General features: G+C 70.8%; 27 protein-coding genes. 18 read left to right on the forward strand and 9 right to left on the reverse strand.

The genetic code is table 11. The features are described from left to right. Positions 1 to 2 precede the first annotated feature (2 nt). Together M3T53_RS04210 and M3T53_RS04215 are read left to right on the forward strand one after the other, a co-directional pair. Positions 3 to 596 (forward strand): hypothetical protein, encoded by a 594-nt coding sequence (locus M3T53_RS04210; RefSeq protein WP_272433203.1) that lies wholly within the window; start codon positions 3 to 5, stop codon positions 594 to 596. 121 nt (positions 597 to 717) lie between these two features. Continuing rightward, positions 718 to 1,737 (forward strand): glycosyltransferase family 2 protein, encoded by a 1,020-nt coding sequence (locus M3T53_RS04215; protein ID WP_272433204.1) that lies wholly within the window; start codon positions 718 to 720, stop codon positions 1,735 to 1,737. Here the strand turns inward: M3T53_RS04215 and M3T53_RS04220 are convergent. Both M3T53_RS04220 and M3T53_RS04225 read right to left on the reverse strand, forming a co-directional pair. Then, positions 1,730 to 3,067, reverse strand: coding sequence for an ATP-binding protein (locus M3T53_RS04220; RefSeq protein ID WP_272433205.1), 1,338 nt, complete (start codon positions 3,065 to 3,067; stop codon positions 1,730 to 1,732). The two genes, M3T53_RS04215 and M3T53_RS04220, sit on opposite strands and share 8 nt — an antisense overlap. After that, on the reverse strand, positions 3,067 to 3,777 hold the full coding sequence (locus M3T53_RS04225) for a LytR/AlgR family response regulator transcription factor (protein ID WP_272433206.1): 711 nt from the start codon (positions 3,775 to 3,777) through the stop codon (positions 3,067 to 3,069). The genes M3T53_RS04220 and M3T53_RS04225 overlap by 1 nt, the downstream gene beginning before the upstream one ends. Positions 3,778 to 3,943: 166 nt before the next feature. Between M3T53_RS04225 and glf the strand changes: the two genes are divergently transcribed. The 4 genes from glf to M3T53_RS04245 all read left to right on the forward strand — a co-directional run bounded on the left by glf (position 3,944) and on the right by M3T53_RS04245 (position 7,285). Next, on the forward strand, positions 3,944 to 5,089 hold the full coding sequence (glf, locus tag M3T53_RS04230; protein WP_272433307.1) for a UDP-galactopyranose mutase: 1,146 nt from the start codon (positions 3,944 to 3,946) through the stop codon (positions 5,087 to 5,089). Positions 5,090 to 5,137: 48 nt separating this feature from the next. After that, positions 5,138 to 5,416, forward strand: a complete 279-nt coding sequence (locus tag M3T53_RS04235; protein ID WP_272433309.1) for an AEC family transporter — start codon at positions 5,138 to 5,140, stop codon at positions 5,414 to 5,416. Between the two features lie 112 nt (positions 5,417 to 5,528). After that, positions 5,529 to 7,136 carry a sodium-dependent transporter gene (locus M3T53_RS04240; RefSeq protein WP_272433207.1) on the forward strand — a complete coding sequence of 536 codons (1,608 nt, stop codon included), beginning with the start codon at positions 5,529 to 5,531 and terminating at the stop codon, positions 7,134 to 7,136. Continuing rightward, positions 7,133 to 7,285 carry a methionine/alanine import family NSS transporter small subunit gene (locus M3T53_RS04245; protein ID WP_272433208.1) on the forward strand — a complete coding sequence of 51 codons (153 nt, stop codon included), beginning with the start codon at positions 7,133 to 7,135 and terminating at the stop codon, positions 7,283 to 7,285. Before M3T53_RS04240 ends, M3T53_RS04245 begins: the two co-directional genes overlap by 4 nt. Positions 7,286 to 7,375: 90 nt before the next feature. On the opposite strand, the gene M3T53_RS04250 is transcribed toward M3T53_RS04245, so the two are convergent. The 4 genes from M3T53_RS04250 to M3T53_RS04265 all read right to left on the reverse strand — a co-directional run bounded on the left by M3T53_RS04250 (position 7,376) and on the right by M3T53_RS04265 (position 10,598). Next, positions 7,376 to 8,242 carry a TrmH family RNA methyltransferase gene (locus M3T53_RS04250; RefSeq protein WP_272433209.1) on the reverse strand — a complete coding sequence of 289 codons (867 nt, stop codon included), beginning with the start codon at positions 8,240 to 8,242 and terminating at the stop codon, positions 7,376 to 7,378. 2 nt (positions 8,243 to 8,244) lie between these two features. Continuing rightward, positions 8,245 to 9,309, reverse strand: coding sequence for a quinone-dependent dihydroorotate dehydrogenase (locus M3T53_RS04255; RefSeq protein WP_272433210.1), 1,065 nt, complete (start codon positions 9,307 to 9,309; stop codon positions 8,245 to 8,247). Positions 9,310 to 9,327: 18 nt separating this feature from the next. After that, a complete protein-coding gene (locus M3T53_RS04260; protein WP_272433211.1) occupies positions 9,328 to 9,831 on the reverse strand; it encodes a hypothetical protein in 504 nt (167 codons plus the stop codon). A 170-nt stretch (positions 9,832 to 10,001) separates the two neighbouring features. Next, complete coding sequence (locus M3T53_RS04265) at positions 10,002 to 10,598, reverse strand: DUF3043 domain-containing protein (protein ID WP_272433212.1); 597 nt, start codon at positions 10,596 to 10,598, stop codon at positions 10,002 to 10,004. Between the two features lie 59 nt (positions 10,599 to 10,657). On the opposite strand from M3T53_RS04265, the gene M3T53_RS04270 reads away from it, so the two are divergent. From M3T53_RS04270 to M3T53_RS04290, 5 genes are all read left to right on the forward strand, one after another. After that, complete coding sequence (locus M3T53_RS04270) at positions 10,658 to 12,034, forward strand: dipeptidase (RefSeq protein WP_272433213.1); 1,377 nt, start codon at positions 10,658 to 10,660, stop codon at positions 12,032 to 12,034. Then, positions 12,031 to 13,026: a glycerate kinase gene (locus tag M3T53_RS04275; protein WP_272433214.1), complete on the forward strand. Its 996-nt coding sequence runs from the start codon at positions 12,031 to 12,033 to the stop codon at positions 13,024 to 13,026. Before M3T53_RS04270 ends, M3T53_RS04275 begins: the two co-directional genes overlap by 4 nt. Positions 13,027 to 13,130: 104 nt before the next feature. Next, positions 13,131 to 13,484: an iron-sulfur cluster insertion protein ErpA gene (gene erpA, locus M3T53_RS04280; RefSeq protein WP_272433215.1), complete on the forward strand. Its 354-nt coding sequence runs from the start codon at positions 13,131 to 13,133 to the stop codon at positions 13,482 to 13,484. A gap of 4 nt (positions 13,485 to 13,488) precedes the next feature. Further along, positions 13,489 to 14,463 carry an FKBP-type peptidyl-prolyl cis-trans isomerase gene (locus tag M3T53_RS04285; protein ID WP_272433216.1) on the forward strand — a complete coding sequence of 325 codons (975 nt, stop codon included), beginning with the start codon at positions 13,489 to 13,491 and terminating at the stop codon, positions 14,461 to 14,463. 117 nt (positions 14,464 to 14,580) lie between these two features. Beyond that, positions 14,581 to 14,973, forward strand: a complete 393-nt coding sequence (locus tag M3T53_RS04290; protein ID WP_272433217.1) for a hypothetical protein — start codon at positions 14,581 to 14,583, stop codon at positions 14,971 to 14,973. Between the two features lie 45 nt (positions 14,974 to 15,018). Here the strand turns inward: M3T53_RS04290 and M3T53_RS04295 are convergent, their stop codons facing one another. Then, a complete protein-coding gene (locus M3T53_RS04295; protein WP_272433218.1) occupies positions 15,019 to 15,675 on the reverse strand; it encodes a 3'-5' exonuclease in 657 nt (218 codons plus the stop codon). 135 nt (positions 15,676 to 15,810) lie between these two features. On the opposite strand from M3T53_RS04295, the gene M3T53_RS04300 reads away from it, so the two are divergent. The 3 genes from M3T53_RS04300 to M3T53_RS04310 all read left to right on the forward strand — a co-directional run bounded on the left by M3T53_RS04300 (position 15,811) and on the right by M3T53_RS04310 (position 19,384). Then, positions 15,811 to 16,632, forward strand: a complete 822-nt coding sequence (locus M3T53_RS04300) for a lysophospholipid acyltransferase family protein (RefSeq protein ID WP_272433219.1) — start codon at positions 15,811 to 15,813, stop codon at positions 16,630 to 16,632. 116 nt (positions 16,633 to 16,748) lie between these two features. Continuing rightward, positions 16,749 to 17,963 carry a pyrophosphate--fructose-6-phosphate 1-phosphotransferase gene (locus M3T53_RS04305; protein WP_272433220.1) on the forward strand — a complete coding sequence of 405 codons (1,215 nt, stop codon included), beginning with the start codon at positions 16,749 to 16,751 and terminating at the stop codon, positions 17,961 to 17,963. Continuing rightward, positions 17,960 to 19,384, forward strand: coding sequence for a class II 3-deoxy-7-phosphoheptulonate synthase (locus M3T53_RS04310; RefSeq protein ID WP_272433221.1), 1,425 nt, complete (start codon positions 17,960 to 17,962; stop codon positions 19,382 to 19,384). The genes M3T53_RS04305 and M3T53_RS04310 overlap by 4 nt, the downstream gene beginning before the upstream one ends. Before the next feature lie 72 nt (positions 19,385 to 19,456). On the opposite strand, the gene pknB is transcribed toward M3T53_RS04310, so the two are convergent. Beyond that, on the reverse strand, positions 19,457 to 21,403 hold the full coding sequence (gene pknB / locus M3T53_RS04315) for a Stk1 family PASTA domain-containing Ser/Thr kinase (protein ID WP_272433310.1): 1,947 nt from the start codon (positions 21,401 to 21,403) through the stop codon (positions 19,457 to 19,459). A gap of 96 nt (positions 21,404 to 21,499) precedes the next feature. On the opposite strand from pknB, the gene M3T53_RS04320 reads away from it, so the two are divergent. Continuing rightward, positions 21,500 to 21,850 (forward strand): Rv2175c family DNA-binding protein, encoded by a 351-nt coding sequence (locus tag M3T53_RS04320; protein WP_272433222.1) that lies wholly within the window; start codon positions 21,500 to 21,502, stop codon positions 21,848 to 21,850. A 33-nt stretch (positions 21,851 to 21,883) separates the two neighbouring features. On the opposite strand, the gene M3T53_RS04325 is transcribed toward M3T53_RS04320, so the two are convergent. After that, on the reverse strand, positions 21,884 to 22,978 hold the full coding sequence (locus tag M3T53_RS04325) for a polyprenyl synthetase family protein (protein WP_272433223.1): 1,095 nt from the start codon (positions 22,976 to 22,978) through the stop codon (positions 21,884 to 21,886). A gap of 78 nt (positions 22,979 to 23,056) precedes the next feature. Between M3T53_RS04325 and M3T53_RS04330 the strand changes: the two genes are divergently transcribed. The 3 genes from M3T53_RS04330 to ftsY all read left to right on the forward strand — a co-directional run bounded on the left by M3T53_RS04330 (position 23,057) and on the right by ftsY (position 26,398). After that, positions 23,057 to 24,709: an RNA polymerase sigma factor gene (locus tag M3T53_RS04330; RefSeq protein WP_442866918.1), complete on the forward strand. Its 1,653-nt coding sequence runs from the start codon at positions 23,057 to 23,059 to the stop codon at positions 24,707 to 24,709. 126 nt (positions 24,710 to 24,835) lie between these two features. Further along, entirely contained in the window at positions 24,836 to 25,162 is a 327-nt protein-coding gene (locus M3T53_RS04335; protein WP_272433225.1) for a hypothetical protein, read from the forward strand. A gap of 51 nt (positions 25,163 to 25,213) precedes the next feature. After that, complete coding sequence (gene ftsY / locus M3T53_RS04340) at positions 25,214 to 26,398, forward strand: signal recognition particle-docking protein FtsY (protein ID WP_272433226.1); 1,185 nt, start codon at positions 25,214 to 25,216, stop codon at positions 26,396 to 26,398. The last annotated feature ends 51 nt before the right edge of the window (positions 26,399 to 26,449 follow it).

Below are 26,449 nucleotides of genomic sequence, written 5' to 3' on the forward strand. Positions count from 1 at the left end.
CGATGAGGAACTGGTGGGGGACGTTCTCCCGTAAGCACGAGACGACCTCGCAATTCATCGTCTTCTTCGTCCTGTCGAACGGCGTGACGCTCCTGCAGCTCGTCCTCATGCCCGTGTTCCGGTGGGTCTTCTCCTTCACGTCGCTCCAGGACGCCGCGTTCCAGTTCCTCCCGATCGGCTCGTCCAACGGGGAGACCGTCTACCTCTTCGACTACGCGGCCGGCGCGATCTCGCCCGACGGGTCGGGCGGGGGCCTGGCCTACTTCCTCGCCGTCCAGATCACCCTCCTCATCGCCCAGGTCATCAACTTCTTCGCCCAGCGCACCATCACCTTCAAGTCGAACTCGTCGATCGGGCGGGCCGCCTTCTGGTACGCGCTCGCCTACGTCGTCATCACCGTCGTCGCCGCGGCCCTGCAGGTCCTCTACAAGGAGCCGATCTACGCGTGGTGCAAGGGGGCGCTGGGGGCCGGGACCGGCGAGGCCGTCGCCGATGTCGTCACGATGATCATCAACGCCGCGATCTCCTTCTGGGTGTTCTTCCCGATCTTCAAGGTGATCTTCAAGCAGGTCCCCGAGGCGGCGCCGGCGGCGTGAGTCCCCGGCTGGACCCTCGCCGAGGGCCGACGCAACCGGCGCCTTTGCGCGCCTCCCACCCCCGCGGACCCCGATGGGGCACCATAGGGGTGATTCATTGCGCTCCACGAACGAGGAACCCATGCCCGAGCAATCGCCGCTCCTGACCGTCGTCGTCCCCTCCTACAACTCCGAGGCCTATCTCGACCGGGCGATGGCGACCCTCGTCGGATACGGCGACGAGGTCGAGGTCGTCATCGTCGACGACGGGTCGACGGACGCCACCGCCGCCGTCGCCGACGACTGGGCGGATCGCCACCCGACGTGCGTGCGCGCGATCCACCAGGAGAACAAGGGGCACGGGGGCGCGGTCAACGCCGGGATCGCGGCGGCCTCCGGCACCCACATCCGGGTCGTCGACTCCGACGACTGGGTCGACCGGGCCGCTATGACCCGGGTCCTCGACCTCTTGCGCTCCGAGCGGGACGCCGGCCGGGACCTCGACCTGCTCGTGACGAACTACGTCTACGAGAAGCAGGGCAAGGCCCACAAGGCCGTCATCCGCTACCGCAACGTCCTCCCGCAGGGCCGGACCGTCGGGTGGGACGAGATGCGCCGGTGCCGAGTCGACCAGTACCTGATGATGCACGCGCTGACGATGCGCACCGAGCTCGTGCGGGCCTCGGGACTGGTCCTGCCCGAGCACACGTTCTACGTCGACTACCTCTACTCGTTCGCGCCGATCCCCCTGGTGCGCACGATCCGCTATCTCGACGTCGATCTGTACCGCTATTTCATCGGGCGCGACGACCAGTCCGTCAACGAGAAGGTGATGATCACCCGGCTCGACCAGCTCGAGCGCGTCAACAAGGGGATGGTCGCGGCCATGCCGAACCGGGGGGAGGTCCCCGCGAACCTGTACCGCTACATGGTCCACTACCTGCGGATCAACTTCGTCGTCACCGCGGTCATGGCCCAGTTGTCGGGCACGGACGAGCACCTGGCCCTGAAGAACCGCATTTGGCGCGACGCCGAGGCGACGGCGCCCAGGGTCGCGGCGGATGTCGAGTCCGGCGTCCTGGCGCGGATCACGCGTCGCGCGAGGCCGGGGGTGATCCGCTCGGGGTACGCGGTCGCCCGGGCCGTGCTGGGCTTCAACTGATCGCGTCGGGGACGGCCTCCTGCGGGGCTCGCGGCAGGAGCACCGTCAGGGCGAACCAGTTGCCCTCGGCGGAGGTCGTCGCCTCGCCCCCGTACTTGCGGGCCGTCCAGCGGATCGATTTGACGCCGTACCCGTGGTGATCGCGGTCGGACTTCATCGTCCGGAGCGTTCCGTCGGGGGAGGCGTCGAGGTCGCCGACGAACCAGTTCTCGATGCGGATCACGGCCATCTGGCCGCGGCCGGTCAGCATGACCTTGATGATCCGGTGGGAGGTGTCGGCGACGCGGCGGCTCGCCTCGATCGCGTTATCGAGGGCGTTGCCGAAGAGCGTGGCGATGTCCATCGACGTCATCCCCGACAGGAGCGAGCCGTCGGCGATGACGGTGAAGTCGATCCCCTCGGCCGCGCAGATCCTCCCCTTCGAGGTCAGGAGGACGTCGAGGACGGGGTTGCCGCTGTGGTAGCGCTGCCCCAAAGCCGCCATCTGCCGGTCGATCTCGTCGAATCCGGCCTCCCGCGCCTGCGGGTCGATCTGGGAGCGCAGGAGTGCGATCTGGTGCTTGAGGTCGTGGTGGGCGCGTCCGATGGCCTCGATGTCGGTCTTCGATTGGAGGTACTGGCTGTGTTGGGATTCGAGGCGGGCCTCGATGGAGGCGAGCTCGGCGGCCGTGCGGATCTGGACGATGCGCTCCTGCTGGGCGTAGAGGGCGGCGTAGCCGCACAGGTCGACGAGGGTGCGGATGTAGAAGATCTCCGGGCCGAGGCGCCCGGAGAACGGGGTCGAGGTCGACACGAAGCTGAGGTTCGACATGGCGAAGGTGATGACGGTGATCGTCGCCCCCAGCCACAGGTCGGAGTGGTCGAGGACGAGGGGCTCGTCGGCGGGGATGTTGCGTCGTTCGAGGGCCCGGGCCAGGCAGAAGAACACGGCGTAGAGGACGCACACGCCCAGGAGGGGGCCGGCGCTGATCCGCGGGGGAGCGGGGGAGAAGTAGACGAGGAGCTGCCAGACGAGGGAGGCGGCGAGCTCGGCGAGAATGAAGGCCCTGAAGGTCAGGTGCGCGGCCTCGACGAGGGAGATGCCGGTGCCCAGACGGATCGTCGCCCCCATGAGGGCCACGGCCGACACCATTCCCGCAAGCCACAGGGACACGGGCAGGGCGCCGGCGACGAGCTGGCAGACGATGAGGACCGGGAAGCCGACGAGCGCCCCCGAGGCCAGGCGCCACGCGGGCACCTGGCGGCGCAGGAGGGACATGTACGTCAGGCACGCCCCGGCCTCGGCCAGGGCCGTGTAGAGGCGGGGGATGTCGGGCAGGGGCTCGAACATCAGCGGACGCCGCCGGCGTACTGGGTGAGGGCGGCCATGAACGGCTTCTTGCGGGGCCGAGAGATCCTCAGCTCGTCGCCGCCGGTGACGACGCACGACTGGTCGTGGACGCCCTGGACGTGGGCGAGGTTGACGAGGTAGCACGAGTTGGACCGGAAGAAGTCGCGCCCCTCGAGCTGGGCCTCCATGTCTTTGAGGGTGCCGACGATCGAGTACGACTGGTCGACGGTGTGGACTTCGAGACGGTGCTTGATCGATTCGATGTAGGTGACGTCCTCGACGCCCAGTCGCACGACCTCCCCTCCGGTCTGGAGCATGAGGGAGGCGCCCTGTCGCTTGCGGACGGTCGTGATCGACCGGGTGAGCTCCTGCTCGAAGGCGAACCACGGCAGGGGTTTGAGCAGGTAGGAGATCGCGTTGACCTCGTACCCCTTGATGGCGAACTGGGGCGATGAGGTGATGAACACGAGGACAACCTGGTCGTCGATCGAGCGGATGTGCTTGGCGGCGGTCATCCCGTCCATGCGCTCCATCTGGATGTCCATGAGGATGATGTCGTACCGGGGTCGGTAGGTGCGGGTGATCGTCGCCCCGTCGTCGAAGACGGCGACGTCGAATGACTCGCAGTGCTCCCGCTCGTAGCGGGCGAGGTAGTCCGTGAGGAGCTTGCGGCTGACCGGCTCGTCCTCAACGATCGCGATGCGGATCATCCGTCCTCCTTTCCTGGGACCGGCCGCTGATCGACGTCCTCCAGAGTCTATCGGCCTGCCGACTCGCGCGCCCCGAGGCGGGTCGTGCGCGGACGCGGTGGGCCGTTGAGGCGTCGGGGCGTGGGCTACGCTGTTCGAGACAATCCCGTTCGTGGAAGGACAGCCCGTGGATCTGCTCGTCGTCGGCTCGGGTTTCTTCGGCCTCACCGTCGCCCGGAGGGCGGCGGAGGACCTGGGGATGGACGTCGCCGTCATCGAGAGGCGCGACCACATCGGCGGCAACGCCTACTCGTCGATCGACCCGGATACCGGGGTCGAGGTCCACCGCTACGGGACCCATCTCTTTCACACGTCGAACGAGCGCGTGTGGGACTTCGTCACCCGTTTCACCTCGTTCAACCGCTACGAGCACCGCGTGTACGCCAATCGAGGCGGGGAGGTCTACCCGCTGCCGATCAATCTGGGGACGATCAACCAGTTCTTCCGGGCCGCCTACGGGCCGGACGAGGCGCGCGCCCTCGTCGCCGAGCAGGCCGCGGAGCTGGGGGGCAAGGAACCGGAGAACCTCGAGGAGAAGGCGATCAGCCTCATCGGCCGCCCCCTGTACGAGGCCTTCATCCGGGGCTACACGGCCAAGCAGTGGCAGACCGACCCGACGCTCCTCGACCCGGCGATCATCTCGCGCCTGCCGGTGCGCCTGACCTACGACAACCGCTACTTCCGCGACACCCACGAGGGGCTGCCCGTCGACGGCTACGGCGCCTGGATCGACAGGATGGTCGACCACCGCAGGATCAGCGTCTTCACCGGAGTCGATTTCTTCGACGACTCCCAGCCCTATGCGAAGGGGGCGGCGGTCGGGCAGGTACCGGTCGTCTACACCGGTCCCGTCGACCGGTATTTCGACTACTGCGAGGGGCGCCTGCAGTGGCGGACCCTCGACTTCGAGACGGAGGTCGTCGACACCCCGGACTACCAGGGATGCTCGGTGATGAACTACTCCGACGAGTCCGTGCCGTACACGCGCATCCACGAGTTCCAGCACCTTCACCCCGAGCGCGACCGCGTGGGGGCGACGAACACGGTGATCATGCGCGAGTACTCACGGTTCGCCGCCGGGGACGACGAGCCCTACTACCCGGTGTCGGGCCCCGACGACCGGGCGAGGCTCGCCCGCTACCGGGACCTGGCCGCGGGGGAGGACCGAGTCCTCTTCGGGGGGCGCCTGGGCTCCTACCAGTACCTCGACATGCATATGGCGATCGCCTCGGCTCTGACGCGGGTCGACGAGGTCGTCGCCTCCTGGCGCTGAGATCCCGGGAGTCGGACGGGGCGGCGGGGGCGGAGCCGCGCCCGTAGGCTGACGGCGTGGCCGGTCGCGTGGGCGAGCGCCTCGAAGCTCGTCGTTCAGCCGATGATCGCGTGCGCTATCGGCTGGACCCTGGGGATGCGCGGCGGCGGCCTCCTGGCGGTGACGGTCATGGCCGGGCTGCCGACCGCTCAGAACGCGTTCATCGCCGCCCAGCGGGCCGGGACGGGCGAGTCGATCGCCCAGGGGACGGTCCTCGTGACGACTCTGGCCTCCTTGCCGATGACGGTGCTCATCGCGGGCGTCTTCCACGCGCTGGGCGCCGCCTGAGGAGTTCTCCCGACGCGGTCCTCCCTCGCATGCACGAAGAATGAGACGAGTCGTCCCACCCCTCGTCGGCTTGCCTACCCTGAGCGGGAATCTTGCAGAGGAGAACACCCCTATGACGACGACACCGACCGGCGCCGGGCTCCAGCCCGCGCGCAAAGACACCTGGAGCGGCCAGACCGGCTTCCTCCTCGCGGCCATCGGCTCGGCCATCGGCCTGGGCAACATCTGGCGCTTCCCCGGCGTCGCCTACGCCAACGGCGGCGGCGCTTTCCTCGTGCCCTATCTCGTCGCCCTCGTCGCGGTCGGCATCCCGATGCTGTGGCTCGACTACTCGCTGGGGCACAAGTTCCGGGGGTCCCCGCCGTGGGCCCTGCGCCGCCTGCGGGCCCAGGGGGAGTTCATCGGCTGGTTCCAGGTGCTCGTGTGCTTCGTCATCCTCGTCTACTACGGCGCCGTCGTCGCCTGGGGCGCGCAGTACACGATCTACTCGGTGACCCAGGCCTGGGGCGACGACCCGCTCGGCTTCTTCACCGGCGAGTTCCTCCGGGTCGTCGACTCCGAGACGTTCTCCTGGGAGCCCGTGGCCGCCGTCGCCGTCCCCCTGGCCCTCCTGTGGGTGTTCGTCCTCCTGATCGTCGGGCGGGGCCTGAGCAAGGGGGTCGAGGCGGCGAACCGGATCTTCCTGCCCCTCCTCGTCGTCCTCTTCCTCATCATGGTGGTCCGCGCCCTTTTCCTGCCCGGGGCGATCGACGGCCTCAACGAGTTCTTCACCCCCAAGTGGGAGTCGTTGGCGGACCCGCACGTGTGGCTCTCGGCGTTCGCGCAGATCTTCTTCTCGCTGTCGGTGGGATTCGGCATCATGCTGACCTACGCGTCCTATCTCAAGCCGAAGTCGAATCTGACGGGCACGTCCCTCGTCGCGGGCTTCGCGAACTCGTCCTTCGAGATCCTCGCCGGTATCGGCGTCTTCTCCGCCCTGGGGTTCATGGCCGCCAAGCAGGACGTCGCGCTCTCCGAGCTCGAGGGCCTGACCGGTCCGATCCTGTCCTTCGTCACCTTCCCGCAGATCATCTCGATGATGCCCGGAGGAGCGATCTTCGGCGTCCTCTTCTTCGGCTCCCTCGTCCTGGCCGGCGTCACGTCGCTCCTGTCGCTGCTCCAGGTCGTCTCCGGCGGCCTCCAGGACAAGTTCGGCATGTCCCCGGCCCGGGCCGCCCTCGCCTTCGGCGTCCCGGCGACGGCGGTCTCGGTGGCCCTGTTCGGCACCAGGTCGGGGCTCAACACCCTCGACATCATCGACACGTTCATCAACAACATCGGCGTCGTCGGATCGGCGATCTCGATGGCCATCCTGGCGGCGGTCGCCGGACCGAGGCTCAAGGGCCTGCGCGCCCATGTGAACTCGGTGTCGTCGGTGAAGGTGCCGCCGGTGTGGGACTGGCTCATCGGCCTGGCCATTCCGCTGGTCCTCGCCGTCATGGCGTTCTCCGCGATCGTCGGCTACGTCGTCGAGGGATACGGGGGGTATCCGACGACGTTCATCGGCCTCTTCGGGTGGGGCGCGGTTGCCTTCGCTCTGGTGGCCGCGCTCGTCCTGACGCTGATCCCGTGGAGACACCGGCCGGTATCGGCCCAGACCCTCTCCCATCTTCTCGACTCCGAGGAGGACGGCGGCGCCCGTCCCCTTCCCGCCGCCGACCCCGAGGAGGCCGACCGATGAGCGCCATGGCGATCGTGATGATGACGGTGACGATCCTCCTCGTGTGGGGAGGACTGGTGGCGTCGGTGGTCCTCCTGCGTGTGCTCCCCGTCCCCTCCGACGAGGAGCCGGCGGCGGATCCGGGGCCGGACGCGCCGCCCGTCCCCTGACGACGGGGCCGGACGCGCCGCCCGTCCCCTGACGACGGGGGCGGAGGCTGCGACGACTCGTCCCCTCGATTCCTCGGTGGGCCCCCGCGCTCAATCCTCGGTGACTCGCGTCGCCCAGAAAGCGACCGCCGATGCCGCCGCCACGTTGAGGGAGTCGACGCCGCCGGCCATGGGGATGCGCACGACGACGTCGGCGGAGGCGATGGTGCGCCGCCCCAGGCCGTCCCCCTCGGTTCCCATGACGAGGGCGAGGCGCCCCGTCGGATCCGTGCACGCCGGCGAGGCGGCGAAGTCGTCGAGGCCGATCGAGTCGTCGGAGAGGGCGAGGGCGGCGACCGTGAAGCCCGCATCGTGGAGCTCGTCCATGGCGGGCCATCGGCTCAGGCGCGTCCACGGCACCTGGAAGACGGTGCCCATCGAGACCCGCACGGATCGGCGGTACAGGGGATCGGCGCACCGGGGGGTGACGAGGACGGCGTCGACGCCCAGGGCCGCCGCCGAACGGAAGGCGGCGCCGACGTTCGTGTGGTCGACGAGGTCCTCGAGGACGACGACCCTGCGGGCGGGGGCTCCATGGCGCGCGGTCGCGAGGAGTCCGCCGACAGGCGGCAGTTCGGGCCTCTCCATGGCGGCCAGGGCCCCGCGGTGGAGGTGGAATCCGGCGATCTGCTCGAGGAGCGGCTCATCGGCCATGAAGATCGGGACGTCGCCGCCGTCGGGCGACCCCGTCGCCCCGGCGATGAGGCCGGCGAGGCCCGGGAGCCACTTGGGGGACATGAGGAAGGACCGGGGGGCGTGGCCGACCTGCAGAGCGCGCATGATGACATTCGTCGATTCGGCCATGTAGAGGCCGCGCTCGGGCTCGATGCGCGAGCGCAGGGCGACGTCTTTCAGGCGCGTGTAGTCGTTCAGGCGCGGGTCGGCGGCCAGGTCGGGGGAGTCGAGGTGGATGATCATTGTCAGCGGCGGGCCAGCGCCCGATTGACCTCTCCGGGCCAGGAGGGCCCCTGGTAGATGAAGGCGGAGAACCCCTCGACGAGATCGGCGCCGGCGTCGAGCATCCGCTGGGCATCCCGGGGCGTCGAGATCCCCCCGGTACCGATGAGGAGCTGCTCGTCGGCCAGGTGAAGGGCGACGAGGCGGACGACCTCGAGTGCCCGCTCGAACAGGGGCTCCCCCGATACGCCGCCGGGGCCCAGATCGTGATCGATGGTCGTGTTGGTGGCGACGACGCCGGCCAGTCCGAGCTCGCGGGTCAGGGCGACGACCTCGATGATCTCCTCGTCGGACAGGTCGGGGGCGATCTTGACGAAGAGGGGGACCTCCCGGTCGGGAGCGCCGTCGAGGCAGCCCCGCCGGGCGGCCAGGAGGATCGGGCGCAGGAGGTCGGCGGACTGCAGGTCGCGCAGACCGGGGGTGTTGGGGGAGGAGACGTTGACGACGACGAAGTCCACCCAGGGGGACAGGAGGCGGGCGCAGTACTCGTAGTCGGCGGGAGCCCGGTTCGCCGGGGTCGTCTTGTTCTTCCCGATGTTCGCTCCGACGACGGCGCCCCGACCGGCCCGGGTCCGGCGCAGATCGCGCAGGCGAACGGCCGCGGCCCCGGCGCCCTCGTTGTTGAAGCCCATGCGGTTGCGGATGCCCCGCTCGTCGACGAGGCGCCACAGGCGCGGCCGCTCGTTGCCCGGTTGGGGTCGCGGGGTGATCGTCCCGACCTCGACGAAGGCGAAGCCCAGGGCGTCCAAGCCGAGGACCGCCTCCGCGTCCTTGTCCATTCCGGCGGCCAGGCCGAGCCGGCCGCGCAGCCGGCGCGGACCGATCATCAGGGGGGTGGAGCGAGAGCCGACGACGCGGCGCGGCGCGCAGGATCCGTCGAGGTGGCCCAGGGTCGCCCGCAGAGCCCGGCGTGCCGGAGCGAACGAGCCGGCCGCAGCGATGGCGCCCACACCGAGGTCGTGCGCGCGCTCGGGGTCGGAGCGGACGATCAGGCGGTTGAAGAGCCAGGTGTACGCGCTGCGGATCATGAGTCCCAGCCTAGGGGGTCAGTCCCACCAGAGCCACCAGCCGGCGCCCATCGACCCGGGGGAGCCCAGCCTCCAGAACTCATCGGGCGAGAAGGCGGCGGGATCCCATCCGAGCAGCGCGCAGGCCTGCGCCCATTGCGCGCAGCCGGGGGCCGAGTACGCCCCCGGTTCGCTGTCCCCGTCCGGGTCGCACGCGAAGAGCCCGTCGACGCTGAGCCTCTCGTCGGGCCGCGGGGCCGTGATGAGGTAACCGGACAGGCGGACCCCGGGCCGGTCGATCGTCGTGCGCAGGAGGAAATCGAGGTCGGGCGCGAGGTTCTGCCTGTCGGCGAGCGCCCCGGCGGGCAGGGCCTCGAGGAGGGCGGCGGCCTCCAGGGGCCCGAGCCCCTCGAATCTCAGGTAGTCGTCCGACCCGCGTCCCGGGCACACCAGCGGGGCGAGAAGCCCGAGGACCCCGGTCGATTCCAGCCAGCCCTCGGCCCCGTACAGTCCGTGCGCCCGGCGGGGCGCGATTCCCGTCATGATGCCTCCTCGTCGTCGTCGAGATCGGGTACGACGAGGATCCCGTTCGCGCGGGTACGGGGCCACCGGGGAAACCCGGGCTGTGGATGAGCGGGGCGCCCGGACGCCTGGGGATGGACGAGCGCCCCCGGAGCGGATCCGGGGGCGCCGAGGAGCCGGGAGCGGGAGGGTCAGGCGCCGGCGCGCCCGGGGAACTCCCCGCGGGAGACCTGCGGGCGCGGCGTGCGCCACCGGCGCGCCATGATCATCCGCGAGAAGCAGTAGTACCAGGTGCCCGACACGATGGCGTCGCCCGGGTAGCGCTCGGCGAGTCGGCGGCGCAGGCGCCGCCACACGACGACTCCCTCGACGATCGACACCGCGAAGAGCCCGTACATGGCGCCCGTCACGACGATCATCACCCTGCCGGCCACATCGCCCTGAAGGCTCGGGACGAGGGACACCGCCATCATGACGACGAGGAAGAGGACCATCACCGGCAGGATGAACTCGCTGAAGGACCAGCGGGCGTCCACCCAGTCGCGGATGAACCGGCGCACGCGGCCCTTGTCCCGCGCCGGCAGATAACGCTCGTCGCCCGTCTCCAGGGCGACCTGCTCGCGACGGAACTGCTCGTCGCGACGGGCCTTCGCCAGCCGCTTGGCCTCCTTGCGATCGGCCGGCACGAGGGGCTTGGAGCGCCGCGCCTCGGCTTGCTTGCGCGTGGGGGTCGGTCGGCCCTTGCCTCGGGCCGCCGTCTGATCGGGGGACTTGTTTGTGCTCGACACGCCTTCAGGCTAGCCGATCCGCGCCTGATAACCGCATCGGCTTCCACTACCCTGATCCCATGAGCGAAAAGACCCCCACCCAGCCGACAGCCGACGATCTGAGGGCGCGCCTCGACGCGTCCTTCGACTCCCTCCTCGACGAGCTCGCCGCTCTCGTCGCCCTCCCGTCGATCTCCTCCGACCCCTCCCGCGCCGCCGACCTCGAGGCCAGCGCCCAGCACGTGCGCGACCGCTTCGCCGCGGCCGGGCTGGAGGCCGAGATCCTGCGCGTCACCACCCCCGAGGGCGTCGAGGGCAAGCCGGCCGTCGTCGCGCGCACCCCGCGCGTCGAAGGGGCGCCGACCGTGCTCCTGTACGCCCATCACGACGTCCAGCCGACCGGGGACGTGTCCCGCTGGTCCTCCGACCCCTTCGTCGCCGACATCCGCGGCGACCGCATGTACGGGCGCGGGGCCTCCGACGACGGCGCGGGCGTCGTCGTCCACCTCGGCGCCCTGCGCACCCTGGGGGCCGACCTGCCCGTCAACGTCGTCGTCTTCATCGAGGGCGAGGAGGAGATTGGCTCCCCCTCGTTCACGACCTTCCTCACCACGCACGGGGAGAAGCTCAAGGCGGACGTCATTGTCGTCGCCGACTCCGACAACTGGAAGGTCGGCGAACCCGCCGTCACCACCTCCCTGCGCGGCAACTGCGTCGCCACCGTCGACGTCACCGTCGCCGACCACGCCGTCCACTCCGGTATGTTCGGCGGGCCGATGCTCGACTCGGTGACCTGCGCGGCGATGCTCATCTGCTCGATGTACGACGACAGGGGAGGGATCGCCATCGAGGGGCTGGGGGGCACCCCGACCGCCGACGTCGACTGGCCCGAGGACGAGTTTCGCGCCGCCGCGGGACTGCTCGACTCCGTCGAGCTCGTCGGCTCGGGGGACCTGGCCGCCCGCATGTGGACGATGCCCTCGGTCAGCGTCATCGGATTCGACGCCCGCCCCGTCGACGAGGCCTCGAACACGATCTCCCCGCACACCCGGTTCCAGGTCTCGATGCGCACCGTCCCCGGCAAGGATCCCCGAGAGGCCATGGACGCCCTCGTCGCGCACCTCGAGGCGCACGCCCCCTTCGGCGCCCGCGTCGAGGTCACCCCCGAGGAGGCGGGCCCCGGCTATCAGGCGGACCTCGACTCCCCCGTCACCGCCCTCCTCCACGAGGCTCTGACCGAGGCCTGGGGAGCCCCCTCGGTCAATATCGGCGTCGGCGGATCCATCCCGTTCATCTCCGACTTCCAGAGGCTCTTCCCCGACGCCCAAGTCGTCGTGACCGGCGTCGAGGACCCCCTGACGAACGCCCACTCCGAGGACGAATCCCAGTCGATCCCCGACCTCAAGGCCGCGATCCTCGCCGAGATGCTCCTCCTGACGCGCCTGCCCTCCCTGTGACGCGCGTCGTCGTCACCGGCCACTGGGTCGACGGATCCCCCCGGGAGCCGTCGACCCTGGCCGCCCTCGGGCGCGTCGCCGCGGGGGCGGTCGCGGCGCGACCGGGGACGACGACCGCCGTCGTCCCCCTCGGCCCCGGCCCCGCCTTCGTCGAGTCCCTCGCGGCGGCCGACCGGCCGTGGGCGCCCCTGACCATCCCGATCCACGCGACCGATGCGCGCGAGGCCGCCCGGGGGGCGCGCCGCGCCCTCGACGCCGGCCTGACCCCGGTCGTCGAGGGCGGCCATTCGATCGACGTTGACGCCGGGCTGGGATTCCTCGAGGAATTCTCCGGCGCGCAGATCCGCCGGAGGAGCCTCGAATCCGACCTCACCGAGGCCATCGAGGAGGGCCGACGAGTCCTCGCGGGACGCGACCTCGTGGCCGCCGCCTCGACCCGGCGCCCTCTCCTGGGACTCGACTCCGTCATGGCCGTCGGCGTCGATCTGGGGCCCCGGTCGGCCCAGGACCGCGAGCTCACCGCCGCCCTCACCCGCGCCTTCTCCCGCCTCGCCCCGGTGCGCGCCCCCCTGGGCGTGATCGGCTCCTCAGATCCGGGCCCCGGGAGGATCCCCGGCAGCGGGGCCGGGGGAGGGGCGGCCGCGATGATCCGCGCCCTGGGCGGCCGGATCATCCCCACAGGCGACCTCCTCGCCTCCCAGACGCGCCTGACCCGCGAGCTCGACGGGGCCGACCTCGTCATCGTCCTCGAGCCCCGTCTGACCTCGCCCGACCTTGCCGAGGCGGCCCTCGACTCGGCGACCGGAGCGGCCGCCGCCCGCGCACTGCCCGTCGTCGCCGTCGGCGTCTCCTCCACCCTGTCCCCGCACGAGCGAGCCGAATGGGGCCTCCACGGCGTGATGACCACCGAGGGCGCCAGGCCGCTCTTCGACATCGGCGCGCGCCTCGCGCGGACCTGGATCGCCTCGCCGCGACGCGGCCCCGACGACTGAGGCTCTCCTCACTCAACCGGGGTCGCGGGCGATCGCGCATGGCACCCGGGCCTGACGGGTCGTAGGCTGAACGCGTACATCTGCACCAGGACTAAGGAGTAGCCATGTCCGACACCACAGCTCCGGCGCCCGCGCACGAGGTCCTCCTCACCGACGCCGCGGCCGCCAAGGTCAAGAGCTTGCTCGAGCAGGAGGGCCGCGACGACCTGCGGTTGCGCATCGCCGTCCAGCCGGGGGGCTGCTCCGGACTGATCTACCAGCTGTACTTCGACGACCGTCTCCTCGACGGCGACGCGGTGCGCGACTTCGACGGCGTCGAGGTCGTCGTCGACCGCATGTCCGTGCCCTACCTCACCGGCGCCAGCATCGACTTCGCCGACACCATCGAGCGCCAGGGCTTCACCATCGACAACCCGAACGCGCAGAACACGTGCGCCTGCGGAGAATCCTTCCACTGAGCCTATGAACATTGTTTTGAGCCGCGTCGCCGCGATCGGCGCCGCATTGTCCCTCGTCGTCGGATTGGGCTCCTGCTCCTCCGACGACACCGCCTCCGCCCAGTCCGGCGCCCAATCGGGCGCCCCCGTCGTCGACCGGTCCGGGAAGGGCGACTTCCCCGAGGTCACCGGCGGATTCGGGGAGAACCCCGAGATCGCCGCGGGAGGGAAGGACTCCTTCACCCAGATCGCGGCGAAGACCCTCCACGAGGGCTCTGGCGCGCAGGTGCTCGAAGGGGACACCGTCATCGTCAACTACGAACTGGCCCTGTGGGACGGCACCCTCGTCGAATCCTCCTTCGACACCCCCGGGAACCCCGTCGGCTTCTCCCTCAACCAGGTGATCGAGGGGTGGCGCTCCGGCCTGGCCGGTCAGCGCGTCGGCGACCGGGTCGAGCTCGTCGTCCCGGCCCAGTGGGGATACGGGGCCAACGCCCAGGGGTCGATCCCCGCGAACTCGACGCTCGTCTTCGTCGTCGACATCCTCAACACCTCCAGCGCCGTCGAGATCGACGAGGGGGCCTCGGCGAATGCGACCGAGTCCGGAGCCGCGCTGCCCGAGGGCGTCACCGTCACCGGCGAGCCCGGGCAGGAGCCCTCGATCTCCTACGCAGAGGGTGCGATCGCGCCCGCCGAGCCCGCGGTCACCCCGATCCTCACCGGTACGGGCCCGGTCGTCGAGGAGGGCGACTACATCCTCTACAAGGCGGTCGTCTCTCCCTTCGGGGCCGAGGACGCCCAGGAATCGTCGTGGGGCGTCGAGCCCCTCTTCATCGCCGCCGACCAGGGCGGAGTCGTCGGTCAGAACGTCGGCTCCCGGATCCTCATCACCCGGGTCTCGCAGGCGCCTGCCTCCGACCCGGCGCAGTCGGGGGCCTCGGCACCGCAGGTGTCCGTCTGGGTCATCGACATCGTCGGCGTGATGAAGGCGGAGGGCTGACCCCTCTCGGACCGGCGCGCGATGGGCGGTCTCCCTCGGGGGAGCCGCCCATTCGTGCGTAGAATGGGCGAGGAAACGAACGGGCCGATCCGGCCCCGACCCCTGAGGAGTTCACCCGTGAGCGAGCAGTCAGTGCGCGTCCTCGTCTTCAGCGACGACGTCGATACCCGTCAGGCCGTCATCGACGGCGTCGGCGTCCGCGCCTCGAAGGACTCCCCCTCGATCGAATGGACCCAGGCGGCCACCCCCTTCGGCGTGCGCGAGCTCATCGAGGGGCGCCGCCACGACCTGATGATCCTCGACGCGGACGCCTCGAAGGAGGGCGGCATGTCCGTGGCCCGCGATCTGGAGAACACGATCGAGGACCTGCCTCCGTTCATCCTCCTGATCTCGCGCCAGCAGGACGAGTGGCTCGCGACCTCGTTCGGGGCGGCCGCCACCGTGCTCGCGCCGATCGACCCCCTGGCGCTCCAGGAGACGGTCGCCGAGGTCCTCGCGTCGATCCGCTGACGCGCGACGCCCCGCCCCGGACGCCCGGTGGGCGCCCGGGGCTCGTCATGGGCGGGGCAATGGCGGGGCCAGGGAGATGATGTCCTCGGCATCGCCGACTCCCAGAGCCCCCAGGTCGTCGAGGAGTCCCATGAGGACGAGGGCGGTCGCCTTCGCGTCGGACAGGGCGCGGTGATCCGGGGGCTCGGGGGTGCCGTAGTGGGAGGCGAGGGTCGCCAGACGGTGATCGGCGACGAGGGGGCGCGGCAGTACGAGCCGCGAGAGGGCGAGGGTGTCGACGACTCGCGGACGCGGCCAGGCCAGGGACGAGGCGCGGGCCGCGCGCGTGAGGAACCCCAGATCGAAACGGGCGTTGTGGGCGACGAGGACCGGGCCGGCGGGCTCCTCCCCCCATCCGCTCCACGCGAGGAACCCGCGGAGGACGGGGCCGATCGGGTCGGCTCCGGCGACCGTCCCGTCGTCGATGCCCGTCAGTTCGGTGATGCGCCGGGGGATCGGGCGACCGGGGTGGACGAGGCTCGTGAACTCGTCGACGATCCGACGGCCGTCGCAGACGACCGCGGCGATCTCGGTGATGGAGTCGCGCCACGACAATCCCGTGGTCTCGACGTCGACGACGAGCCACCGCTGGGAGCCGACGGGGGTCCCCAATCCGTCGAGTCCGACCTGCAGCCCCCGCGGCTGCGAGGAATCGAGGCGCATGCGCACCTGTGCAGCGATCGCCGCACGAGTGTCCGCGGACGCGCCGGATCCGGCGCTTGGGGAGGGCGGGCGGACGGCTCGGGGCATACAGTTGATGATAATTGCTGCATCAGGCCCTTCGACCGAGGAGTGAACGTGGCGTTCTACCAGGCCCTCAAGGCGACCGGCGGTCCCGTCCTCAAGGCGGCGTACAAGCCCTGGATCAGGGGCAAGGAGAACATCCCGGCGACCGGCCCGGCGATCCTCGCGTCGAATCACAACGCCGTATGGGATTCGGTGTTCCTGCCGATGATGCTCGACCGGGAGGTCGTCTTCATGGGCAAGGCCGACTACTTCACCGGAACGGGGCTCAAGGGGCGGATCACCAAGGAGTTCATGAGGGCCGTCGGGACGATCCCGGTCGACCGCTCGGGGGGGCGCGCCTCGGAGGGGGCCCTCAAGGCCGGCCTCGACAGGCTCGGGCGCGGGGAGCTCTTCGGCATCTACCCCGAGGGGACGCGCAGCCCCGACGGGCGCCTCTACCGGGGCAAGACCGGGGTGGCCCGCCTCGCCCTCCTGTCGGGGGCGCCGGTGATCCCCGTGGCGATGATCGGGACCCATGCCGCCCAGCCCATCGGCCAGAGGATCCCCTCGCGCACGAACATCGGCATGGTCATCGGCGAGCCCCTCGATTTCAGCCGCTACAAGGGGATGCACAAGGACCGTTTCGTCCTGCGCGCCATCACCGACGAGATCATGTACAACCTCATGCTCCTGTCGGGCCAGGAGTACGTCGACCTGTACGCCGCCGACGTCAAGGCCAGGCTCGCGGCCGAGGGCAGCTTCGACGGCCCCGTCCCCGACAACGGACGCGTCGCCCCCGGCGGACGCACCGCGCCCGAGGTCGAGGTACCCGGCCCGCCCGAGGAGGACGACGCCGGGGCGGACGCCGAGGAGCCGCTCGACCCGGTGCGGTAGGGGCCTGCGCGGGACGGCCGGTCCCGGAAGGCCCCCGTTCGGCAGGCTAGACTGACGAGTGCTGTGCGCGGGCCCCGGCCCGCTCGACCGTTGACATCATCTGAAAGGTGCTCCCCATGTCGGTTCGCCGCGTCGCCCTGCTCACCGCGGGCGGTTTCGCCCCGTGTCTGTCCTCCGCCGTCGGAGGCCTCATCGAGCGCTACAACGAGATCGACCCCGAGATCGAGATCATCGCCTACCAGAACGGCTACCACGGCCTCCTCACGGGCACCTTCGTCGTCGTCGACGACGAGGCCCGCCGCAAGGCCGCGATCCTCCACCGCTTCGGCGGCTCGCCCATCGGGAACTCGCGCGTCAAGCTGACCAACGCGAAGAACCTCGTCGAGCGCGGCCTCGTCGCCGAGGGGGAGAACCCCCTGGAGAAGGCCGCCGAGCAGCTGCGCAAGGACGGCGTCGACGTCCTCCACACCATCGGGGGCGACGACACGAACACGACGGCCGCCGACCTGGCCGCCTACCTCGAGGAGCACGACTACCACCTGACGGTCGTCGGCCTGCCGAAGACCATCGACAACGACGTCGTCCCGATCCGCCAGTCGCTCGGCGCCTGGACCGCCGCCGAGGAGGTCTCCGAGTACGCCCAGAACGTCATCGGCGAGCACCGCTCGAACCCCCGGATGCTCATCATCCACGAGATCATGGGCCGCCACTGCGGGTGGCTGACCGCCGCCGGCTCGAAGGAGTACCACGAGTGGCTCAAGACCCAGGAATGGGTCCCCTCGATCGGCCTGTCGAAGGAGCGCTGGGACATCCACGCCGTGTTCCTGCCCGAGATGGCCCTCGACATCGACGCCGAGGCCGAGCGCCTCAAGACGATCATGGACGAGCAGGGCAACGTCAACATCTTCCTCTCCGAGGGCGCCGGCGTCCCCGAGATCATCGCCGAGATGGAGGCCGCGGGCGTCGAAGTCCAGCGCGACCCCTTCGGGCACGTCAAGCTCGACACGATCAACCCCGGCCAGTGGTTCGCCAAGCAGTTCGCCTCGAAGATCGACGCCGAGAAGGTCATGGTCCAGAAGTCCGGATACTTCTCGCGATCCTCGCGCGCGAACGCCGACGACCTGCGCCTCATCAAGTCGATGACGGACCTGGCCGTCGAGTGCGCCCTCAAGGGCGAGTCCGGCGTCATCGGCCACGACGAGGAGAACGGCGATCGCCTGTCGGCCATCGCCTTCCCGCGCATCGCCGGGGGCAAGCCCTTCGACATCACCCAGCAGTGGTTCCTCGACATGATGGCCGAGATCGGCCAGGAAGTGCGGCCCGCAAAGTGAGCCCCTCTTCGCATCGGGGGCGCGGCGCGCAGGGCGACCACGAGCTCTGGCGCCGCGCCCCCGAGCGCCTGCACTTCCCCGAGACGGGGGGCGAGGCCCCGTGGGACACGTGGCGCTCGCGCCCGGCGGCGCAGCAGCCCGATTACCCCGATCCCGCCGCCCTCCGCGAGGTCACCGCCCGTCTGCGCTCCTGCCCGCCCCTCGTCTTCGCCGGCGAGGTCGACGATCTGCGCGCCCTCATGGGCGCGGCCTCGCGCGGCGAGGCCTTCGTCCTGACTGGCGGGGACTGTGCGGAGACCTTCGCCGAGTCGACCGCGGATCATCTGCGGTTGAAGATCCAGACGATCCTCCAGATGGCGGTCGTCCTCACCTACGGCGCGTCCCTGCCGATCGTCAAGATGGGCAGGATCGCCGGCCAATACGCTAAGCCGCGCTCGAACGACGTCGAGACGCGCGACGGCGTGACCCTGCCGAGCTACCGCGGGGACGCCGTCAACTCCTTCGAGTTCACGCCCCGGGCCCGAATCCCGGATCCGACCAGGCTGATGGACACGTACCACCACGCCTCGTCCACGCTCAACCTCATCCGGGCCTTCACCAAGGGCGGATACGCGGACCTGCGCCTCGTCCACCACTGGAACCGCGGGTTCACGGCGAACCCGGCGTACGCGCGCTACGAGTCCCTCGCCGAGGAGATCCACCGGGCGGTGAAGTTCATCGAGGCCGCCGGCGTCGACTTCGACTCCCTGCGCGACGTCGACCTGTACTCCTCGCATGAGGCGCTCCTGCTCGAGTACGAGTCGGCGATGACGAGGATCGACTCCCGCACGGGCCTGGCCTACGACTGCTCGGGGCACTTCCTGTGGGTCGGCGAGCGCACGCGGGATCTCGACGGCGCCCACATCGAGCTGCTCGCCCGCGTGCACAACCCCATCGGCGTCAAGCTCGGGCCGACGACGAGCGCCGACGAGATGCGCGGGATCATCGACCGCCTCAACCCCGAGGGGGATCCGGGCCGACTGACCTTCATCACGAGGATGGGGGCCGAGAGGATCCGCCGGGTGCTCCCGGGTCTGCTCGAGGCCTCCAAGGCCGACGGCCGCCCGGTGACGTGGATGACGGATCCGATGCACGGCAACACGATCACCTCCTCGACGGGGTACAAGACCCGCAGCTTCGACACGATCATGGACGAGGTCCGCGGCTTCTTCGAGGCCCATCAGGACGCGGGGACCGTGCCCGGCGGCATCCACGTCGAACTCACCGGTGACGACGTCACCGAGGTCATCGGGGGATCGGAGAACCTCGACGACGCGGCCCTCGGGTCGCGGTACGAGACGCTCGTCGATCCGCGCCTCAACCACCAGCAGTCGTTGGAGATGGCCTTCCAGGTCGCCCAGTACCTGGCGACCGGGGCCTGAGGCCGCCGCGCCGCGGGACCCCGAGGCTCGCCCCTCGTCCGGCGGTCCGCCTGTGCGCCCGGCAGGAGGCTCTCACACGATGTACAGGGAGACGGTCGTCCCCGCCGGGACCGACGTGCCGGCCTCCGGGTCGGTGTAGCGGGCGGTCCCGAAGACCCCTCCGAGGACGAGCCGCACGTCGACGCCGAGCCCCGCGCCCTGCAGGGCGGCGACGGCGGCGTCGCGCTGGAGGCCGGTGACGTCGGGGACAGCGACCATCTCCGGCCCCTTCGACACGGTGTAGGCCACCGGGTCGCCCAGGTGGAGGACGGTGCCCGAGGCCGTCTCCTGGGAGATCAGGGAGCCCGCGGGGACGGTCGCCGAGTAGGCCTGCGAGGGCGCGGCGGTCAGGCCCAGGTCGGCGAGCGCGGCGGCGGCCTCATCAGCCGTCCCGGACATGAGGTCCGGCACGGTGATCGGCTGGCGCCCCCGGGAGACGACGAGATCGACGGGGGTGTCGTGGCGCAGCGAGTCGCCGGCCGGCGTCGCCTGGGAGATCACCGATCCCTCGGGCACCTCCTCGGAGTACTCGCGGGGGGCGTGCCCGACGGCCAGTCCGGCGCCGACGAGGGCGGTGGTCGCCTCGTCGAGGGTCATGCCCGCCAGGTCGGGGACCTCCCGCATGTCGACGCCCTTCGAGCCGACGAGCTGGACCTCGGCGTCCTTGTGGACGGGAGCCCCGCCCTCGGGAGTCGACGAGACGACGGAGCCCGCGGGGACGGAGTCGGAGAACTCCTCGGAGACGACGACCTCGAGGCCCATCCCGGTGAGGTCGGCCACGACCTCGTCGACGCCGCGCCCCTCGGTCTGGGGCATCGTCAGGTAGGAGCCGGGGCCGTAGGCGTTCCACCACCACAGGCCGGCGGCCGACCCGGCGACGAGGAGGACGACGAGGAGGCCGACGAGGGTGGCCGCGCGCGAGCGCCGCTTGGGCTCCTCGGCGACTCGAACGGCGGAGGAGGTGTGGACGACCGCCTGGGAGGTGCCGGTGACGGACCGGGGCAGGAGGGTCGTCCGCTCGCCGACGGGCAGGAGGGTCGTGCGCGTCGTCGGGTCGGTCGCGCGCGAGGCGACGTCGGCGCGGCGCGAGGCGAGGTCGGCGGGGAGCGACGCGGCGGCGCGGGCGATGAGGTCGAGGGCCTCCTGGGCGTCCTCGGGGCGCTCGTCGGGGTCGCGGGCGGCGAGGGAGGAGACGAGGTCGTCGATCTCGCGGGGGATCCACGGCTGGGAGGCCGAGGGCAGGGGGATGTCGTCGTTGACGTGATGGGCGGCCATCTGGAGGGGGGTCGACCCCTCCCAGGGAACGGATCCGGTGAGCATCTCGACGAGCATGATGCCGACGGCGTAGATGTCGGTGCGGGCGTCGGCGACCGCGGAGGCGGCGACTTCGGGGGCGATGTAGGCGACGGTGCCGAGCATCGACCCGGTGGTCGACATCGACACCTCGGAGGCGGCGCGCGCCAGGCCGAAGTCGGTGACCCGGGCGGGCCCGTCGGTGGGGATGAGGACGTTCTCGGGCTTGATGTCCCGGTGGATCACGCCGACGCGGTGCGCGGCGCGCAGGGCCTCGAGGACGTCCTGGGCGTAGCGCAGGGCCTGGGAGAGCGTCAGGGCGCCCTGGGCGGCGAGCAGGGCCCGCAGGTTGGTCCCGTCGACGAGCTCCATGACGAGGAACCCCTGTCCGTGGACGACTCCCTGGTCGAAAACGGAGACGACGCCCGGATGGATGATCCTCGCGGCGGAGCGGGCCTCCCGGCGGAACCGGGCGACGAAGTCCTGGGACTCGGCGAGGTGGGGGTGCATGACCTTGAGGGCGACCGGGCGCTCGAGGCGCTCGTCCTGGGCGATGTAGACGGTCGCCATGCCGCCGCGGGCGAGGCGCCGGTCGATCCGGTAGCGCCCGTCGACGAGCAGGCCGATCAGGGGGTCGACCGGCGCGCCGGCGCGTGCGCTCGGCTCGGCGTCGGGTGTTTCGTCCAGGGGGTCGGTCACGGTCGGAATTCTATGGGAGGAGCGTCGGGGAGGGCGGCGCGGGCAGCGGCGCGCCCGCGGCTGCTCGGCGCTAGGATCGCCCACATGACCGACACTTCCTCCTTCCTGTCCTTCGACGAGGTCGCGCGCCTCCTCGGCCTCGAGACCCGGCGCATCAAGCAGCTCCTCAAAGAGCGGCGCCTGTTCTGCGTGCGCGACGACGCCGGGGAGGACAAGATCCCCGCTGAGATCATCGTCAAGGGCGAGAACGGGTGGGAGCCGCTCTTCAGCCTGCCGGGGACGCTGACGCTGCTCGCCGACGACGGGTTCACCCCGCAGGAGGCCGTCGACTGGCTCTACCGCGTCCAGGACGAGCTCGGCGAGACTCCGCTGGAGGCGCTGGTGGCGGGGCGTCATCATCGGGTGAACGCGATCGCCTCGACCCTGGCCTTCTGACATCGGTGGCGGGCCGAGCCGGGCTTGGGCGCCTCAGGCGCGCCTGACGACGACGATCTCGGCGAGTTCGGCGAGGACGGCGCGCGCGGCCTCGTCGAGGCGGGAGGAGTCGAGGGCTCGTCGCCCCCGGTCGACCAGTGCGTCGATGAGCCCTTCGTGGGCGGCCCGCGCCCGCTGGTCGATGACGGAGCGGGCCTCCTCCAGGCGCACGTCGTCGAGATCCGCCCGTCCCAGGGCGGAGGCGAGGGCCTCCCTCTCGGCTCGGGTGGCTTCGGCCCAGGCGATGGCCAGGAGCGCCGTCCGCTTGCCCTCGCGAATGTCTCCGCCGGCGGGCTTGCCGGTGAGGTCCGGGTCGCCGAAGACGCCGAGGTCGTCGTCGCGCATCTGGAAGGCGAGTCCCCAGGGGGTGAGGATGGATTCGAGGTCGCCCAGGAGCGCGTCGTCGGCTCCGGCCGCGATGGCGCCCAGGAGCGTCGGGTGGACGATCGAGTAGCGCGCCGACTTGTGGAGGTTGACCTCGTCGGCGGTGGTCGTGCTGATCGCCTCGTCGTCGGAGGGGTCGAGGGGGAGTTGCTCGGCGCGCAGGTCGAGGTACTGCCCGTAGGCCACCTCGGCGTGCATCCGCGAGTAGGCCAGGAGCAGCCGCGAGGCAGCGGCGGGGGCCAGGTCGGCGCAGGAGCGGGCGACGGCCCTTTCGGCGGCGGAGAAGAGGAGGTCTCCGACGAGGAGGGCGGCGCTGGAGCCGAACTCCCGGTCGTCGCCGGTCCATCCCCGATCGGAGTGGATTCTCGCGAGGGCGACGTGGGGGGTGGGCAGGGAGCGGCGGGTGGGGGAGTGGTCGATGAGGTCGTCGTGGACGAGGGCGCTCGCCTGGTAGAGCTCGAGGGCGGCGCTGAGCGGGCCCACGGGGAAGCGGTCGATCGGCGCGCCTGAGACGAGGGAGCGCCCGAGGTGGGCCAGGAGGCCCCGGAATCTCTTCCCCCCGGCGGCGGCGGTGCGGGCGGCGGAGAAGATCTCGGTGGGGGAGCACGGGTCGGCGAATGAGGAGATCGTCTCGTCGAGGGCGTCGGCGGTGGCGAGATCGACGGCGGGGCGGAGGGCTGCGAAGCCCTGGGCGAGTGGGGTCATGGCCACACAGTAGTGGAGTCGGGGGAGCGCCGTTTTTGACGAGCCGAACGGGCGCGGGCGATTATAATGTGAGGAACTATGTCGACGGCCGTTTCCGTTTCGACTCTGATCCTGCCCGCTGAGAAAGGGATACGTGTGAGTGCATCTCGCGCTGCGAGTACGACCACCCGCAAGAAGAAGGCCGATGAGGCAGTGACTGGCGTCCAGGAGGCGACGGCCGTCCCCGCTGAGCAGGGCTCTGAGACGGCGATGAAAGCCCCGTCGCGCAAGACTGCGGCGAAGAAGGCCGCCGGGGACGAGAAGCCGGCCCCCGCGAAGAAGACCGCCGCCCGCAAGACGACCGCGAAGAAGAAGGCCGCCGAGAACGGCGGAGCGGACGAGGCCGCGGCTCCCGCGAAGAAGGCCAAGGCCCCGTCGCGCAAGACTGCGGCGAAGAAGGCCGCCGGGGACGAGAAGCCGGCCCCCGCGAAGAAGACCGCCGCCCGCAAGACGACCGCGAAGAAGAAGGCCCCCGCCGCGGCCGCCGAGGAGATCGACTCCCCCGAATCCCATGACGACGACCCGGTGTCGATCGACGACGTCGACGTCGACGATGCCGACCTGGAGGCCGTCGACGAGGAGGAGGACTCCGACGTCGAGGCCGATGAGTCGGCCGACGCCGAGGACGTCGAGGACGACGATGCCTCCGACGACTCCAAGGCCGACGAGGGCGCCGCGCTGCGCGAGCGCACCTCCGAGGGGATTCGCGTCAAGGGCGGCTTCGTCGTCTCCGACTCCGATGAGACCGACGAACCCGTCCAGCAGGTGACTGTCGCCGGGGCGACCGCCGACCCGGTCAAGGACTACCTCAAGCAGATCGGCAAGGTCTCCCTCCTCAACGCCGAGCAGGAAGTGGATCTGGCCCGCAGGATCGAGGCCGGCCTGTACGCCGAGTACAAGCTGAAGAACGAGGCCGATTCGATGACCTCGAAGGAGCGCCGCGAGCTCCACTTCCTCTCGCAGGACGGCCAGCAGGCCAAGAACCACCTCCTCGAGGCCAATCTGCGGCTCGTCGTCTCCCTGGCCAAGCGCTACACGGGGCGCGGCATGCAGTTCCTCGATCTCATCCAGGAGGGCAACCTCGGCCTGATCCGTGCCGTCGAGAAGTTCGACTACACGAAGGGCTACAAGTTCTCGACGTACGCGACCTGGTGGATCCGCCAGGCCATCACCCGGGCGATGGCCGACCAGGCGCGGACGATCCGCATCCCCGTCCACATGGTCGAGGTCATCAACAAGCTCGCCCGTGTCCAGCGCCAGATGCTCCAGGACCTCGGGCGCGAGCCCACCCCCGAGGAGCTCGCCAAGGAGCTCGACATGACCGCCGAGAAGGTCGTCGAGGTCCAGAAATACGGTCGGGAGCCGATCTCGCTGCACACGCCCCTGGGCGAGGACGGCGACTCCGAGTTCGGCGACCTCATCGAGGACTCCGAGGCCATCGTCCCCGCTGACGCCGTGTCCTTCACCCTCCTGCAGGAACAGCTCCATCACGTCCTCGACACCCTGTCCGAGCGCGAGGCGGGCGTCGTCTCGATGCGCTTCGGGCTGGGCGACGGGCAGCCGAAGACCCTCGACGAGATCGGCAAGGTCTACGGCGTCACCCGTGAGAGGATCCGTCAGATCGAGTCCAAGACGATGTCGAAGCTGCGCCACCCGTCGCGCTCCCAGGTCCTGCGCGACTACCTCGACTGAGCCCCCGCGCGCGGCGAGGACGCGCGGAACACCGCCGTGCGCGGCGTGAGGGACATCATGGTCACGATCCGGTAACCGGGGTGCGCCGCCTCGTCGGGCGGGCGCCTCCGGGGCGATGATTCCCCCATGTTCGCAGGCGTCGCAGTCATGGTCCTCACGCTCCTCCTCACCCTGGGCGCGGCCGTCGGCGTCCTCGTCGGACTCGCCCTCGTGCGCCGACCGGCCCAGGTGTGGCAGTCGCACCTGCGCGAGCAGGGCAGGGACTTCCAGTCCCTGCCCGAACCCTCCGCCGTCGGCCCGACCCCCGTGCGCCTGACTGACCTCATGGAGGAATCGGCGACCGGGGCCTCCGCGTATTTCGACCCCGACCGCCTCCCCGGGATCAGCCGCATCGAGCACGTCACCGACCGGATCGAGGCGTTCCAGGCCTCGCGCGGATCCCGTCGCCCCTAAGGAGCGCCCGCCCGGTGGAAGCCCGGGCCCGCGATGGGGGATGATAGGCCCATGGATTTCCTCATCGACCTCGTCTCCCAACCGATGGGCGCCGTCGTCGCCCTGACGGCCCTCGTCGTCGTCGGAGCCGGCGCCGTCACCGCCGCCGTGCGCCGATCCTCCCGATCCGACGACCAGCCCATCGCCGCCTCCCCGGTCGACGGCGCGTCGGGGGAAGCGGACGAACCCCCCTCGGTGGAGGAGGATCTCGACGCGCAGGAGCCGCGGCGCGCAGACGACCCGCCCGTCGCGATCGAGGCCCCCGAACCGGTCCCGTCCCGGATGCGGCGCCTGCGCGCCCGTCTGGCCGGCTCCGGCGCACTCGGCCAGGCGGTTCTGCGCGTCCTCACCCGTTCCAACCTGGGGGCCGCCGACTGGGAGGAGATCGAGGACACCCTCCTCATGGCGGATCTTGGCCTGGAGGCGACGGACTCCCTCATGGAGTCCCTGCGCACCCGCATCGCCGTCGAGGGCGCGGCCGATTCCGACCGCGTCAGGGGGATCCTCGTCGAGGAGCTCCTCGCCCTCATCGGCGAGGACGCGGACCGCGGCCTCGACCTCGCCCGTCACGGCGCCGATGGGCAACTGCCCGCCACCGTCCTCATGGTCGGCGTCAACGGCACCGGGAAGACGACGACCGTCGGCAAACTCGCCCGCGTCCTCGTCTCCGACGGGCGCAGCGTCCTGCTCGGCGCCGCCGACACCTTCCGCGCGGCCGCCGCCGACCAGCTCGCCACATGGGGCCGACGCGTCGGAGTCGACGTCGTCCGATCCGACCGCGAGGGCGCCGACCCCGCCTCCGTCGCCTACGACGCGGTGCGCGCCGGCGCCGAAAGGGGCGTCGACGTCGTCCTCGTCGACACCGCCGGGCGCCTCCAGACGAAGTCGACGCTCATGGACGAGCTCGGCAAGGTCAAGCGCGTCATGGACAAGCAGGCTCCCGTCAACGAGGTCCTCCTCGTCCTCGACGCGACGACGGGGCAGAACGGCCTCAAGCAGGCCGAGGTCTTCGCCCAGGCGGTCGGCGTCACCGGCATCGTCCTGACCAAGCTCGACGGATCGGCGAAGGGCGGCATCGTCGTCTCCGTCCAGCGGGCCCTCGGCGTGCCCGTCAAGTTCGTCGGACTGGGGGAGGGGCCCGACGACCTCGCGCCCTTCGACCCGCGCGCCTTCGCCGAGGCCATCGTCGGCCCCTGAGAGGGGACGGCGCTCGCGTGCGCTACCCTCGTCCTCAGTCCACGCGCCCCA

Origin of the sequence: Actinomyces sp. B33 (assembly GCF_028437565.1) — a bacterium.
Lineage (GTDB): Bacteria > Actinomycetota > Actinomycetes > Actinomycetales > Actinomycetaceae > Pauljensenia.

Excerpts from the sequence above, each read along its gene's own strand:
- M3T53_RS04320 (WP_272433222.1), top strand. The coding sequence starts at position 21,500 with ATGACCGACACTTCCTCCTTCCTGTCCTTCGACGAGGTCGCGCGCCTC.
- M3T53_RS04325 (WP_272433223.1), bottom strand. The coding sequence starts at position 22,978 with ATGACCCCACTCGCCCAGGGCTTCGCAGCCCTCCGCCCCGCCGTCGAT.
- M3T53_RS04295 (WP_272433218.1), bottom strand. The coding sequence starts at position 15,675 with ATGCGCCTCGATTCCTCGCAGCCGCGGGGGCTGCAGGTCGGACTCGAC.
- M3T53_RS04305 (WP_272433220.1), top strand. The coding sequence starts at position 16,749 with ATGTCGGTTCGCCGCGTCGCCCTGCTCACCGCGGGCGGTTTCGCCCCG.
- erpA (WP_272433215.1), top strand. The coding sequence starts at position 13,131 with ATGTCCGACACCACAGCTCCGGCGCCCGCGCACGAGGTCCTCCTCACC.
- M3T53_RS04220 (WP_272433205.1), bottom strand. The coding sequence starts at position 3,067 with ATGTTCGAGCCCCTGCCCGACATCCCCCGCCTCTACACGGCCCTGGCC.
- M3T53_RS04245 (WP_272433208.1), top strand. The coding sequence starts at position 7,133 with ATGAGCGCCATGGCGATCGTGATGATGACGGTGACGATCCTCCTCGTG.
- M3T53_RS04260 (WP_272433211.1), bottom strand. The coding sequence starts at position 9,831 with ATGACGGGAATCGCGCCCCGCCGGGCGCACGGACTGTACGGGGCCGAG.
- M3T53_RS04255 (WP_272433210.1), bottom strand. The coding sequence starts at position 9,309 with ATGATCCGCAGCGCGTACACCTGGCTCTTCAACCGCCTGATCGTCCGC.
- M3T53_RS04330 (WP_442866918.1), top strand. The coding sequence starts at position 23,057 with ATGTCGACGGCCGTTTCCGTTTCGACTCTGATCCTGCCCGCTGAGAAA.
- ftsY (WP_272433226.1), top strand. The coding sequence starts at position 25,214 with ATGGATTTCCTCATCGACCTCGTCTCCCAACCGATGGGCGCCGTCGTC.
- M3T53_RS04335 (WP_272433225.1), top strand. The coding sequence starts at position 24,836 with ATGTTCGCAGGCGTCGCAGTCATGGTCCTCACGCTCCTCCTCACCCTG.
- M3T53_RS04250 (WP_272433209.1), bottom strand. The coding sequence starts at position 8,242 with ATGATCATCCACCTCGACTCCCCCGACCTGGCCGCCGACCCGCGCCTG.
- M3T53_RS04285 (WP_272433216.1), top strand. The coding sequence starts at position 13,489 with ATGAACATTGTTTTGAGCCGCGTCGCCGCGATCGGCGCCGCATTGTCC.
- M3T53_RS04270 (WP_272433213.1), top strand. The coding sequence starts at position 10,658 with ATGAGCGAAAAGACCCCCACCCAGCCGACAGCCGACGATCTGAGGGCG.
- M3T53_RS04215 (WP_272433204.1), top strand. The coding sequence starts at position 718 with ATGCCCGAGCAATCGCCGCTCCTGACCGTCGTCGTCCCCTCCTACAAC.
- M3T53_RS04240 (WP_272433207.1), top strand. The coding sequence starts at position 5,529 with ATGACGACGACACCGACCGGCGCCGGGCTCCAGCCCGCGCGCAAAGAC.
- M3T53_RS04225 (WP_272433206.1), bottom strand. The coding sequence starts at position 3,777 with ATGATCCGCATCGCGATCGTTGAGGACGAGCCGGTCAGCCGCAAGCTC.
- M3T53_RS04210 (WP_272433203.1), top strand. The coding sequence starts at position 3 with ATGAGGAACTGGTGGGGGACGTTCTCCCGTAAGCACGAGACGACCTCG.